Raw genomic sequence first — 531 nt, forward strand, 5'->3', positions numbered from 1 at the left:
TTGGTGGGCGGTGGTTGCGGCTGGAAGGGGTCGTACCACCACCAGTCGGCGCGTTCGCCGATCGGTCCGGGGTAGGGCGGGACTGCGGGCGGGGGACGGGTGGGCGTGCGCGCGAGCGATCCTGCGCTGAGCGGTTGCCCGTCGCTGTCGGTGACCGACAGATCGGCCGCGGGTCCGGTGAGGGTGATGTGGCCTTGGTGGTGCAGGCGGTGGTGATAGGGGCAGACCAGCACCAGGTTGGCCAGCTCGGTGGGGCCGCCGTCTTCCCAGTGCCGCAGGTGGTGGGCGTGCAGGCCGCGGGTGGCGCCGCAGCCGGGGACCGCGCAGCTGGGGTGGCGGTGCTCGAGGGCGCGGCGCAGCCGCCGGCTGATCACCCGGGTGGTTCGTCCGGCGCCGATGGGCTGGCCGTGGCGTTCGAACCAGACTTCACAGGTGGCATCACAGGTGAGGTATTGGCGTTCGGCGTCGGTGAGCAGCGGCCCCAGATGCAGCGCGGCGACGCGCGCCGCGACGTCGAGGTGGACCACCACG

The 531-nt window shown here is 73.1% G+C and carries 1 protein-coding gene; it reads right to left on the reverse strand.

Features of this window, described 5'->3' with window-relative positions; all coding sequences use genetic code 11:
• Nucleotides 1-531: HNH endonuclease signature motif containing protein (locus tag A5787_RS06430; protein ID WP_156763792.1), on the reverse strand; the 531-nt coding region annotated here is incomplete at both ends.

It is taken from the genome of Mycobacterium sp. 852002-50816_SCH5313054-b, assembly GCF_001667185.1.
Classification (GTDB): domain Bacteria; phylum Actinomycetota; class Actinomycetes; order Mycobacteriales; family Mycobacteriaceae; genus Mycobacterium.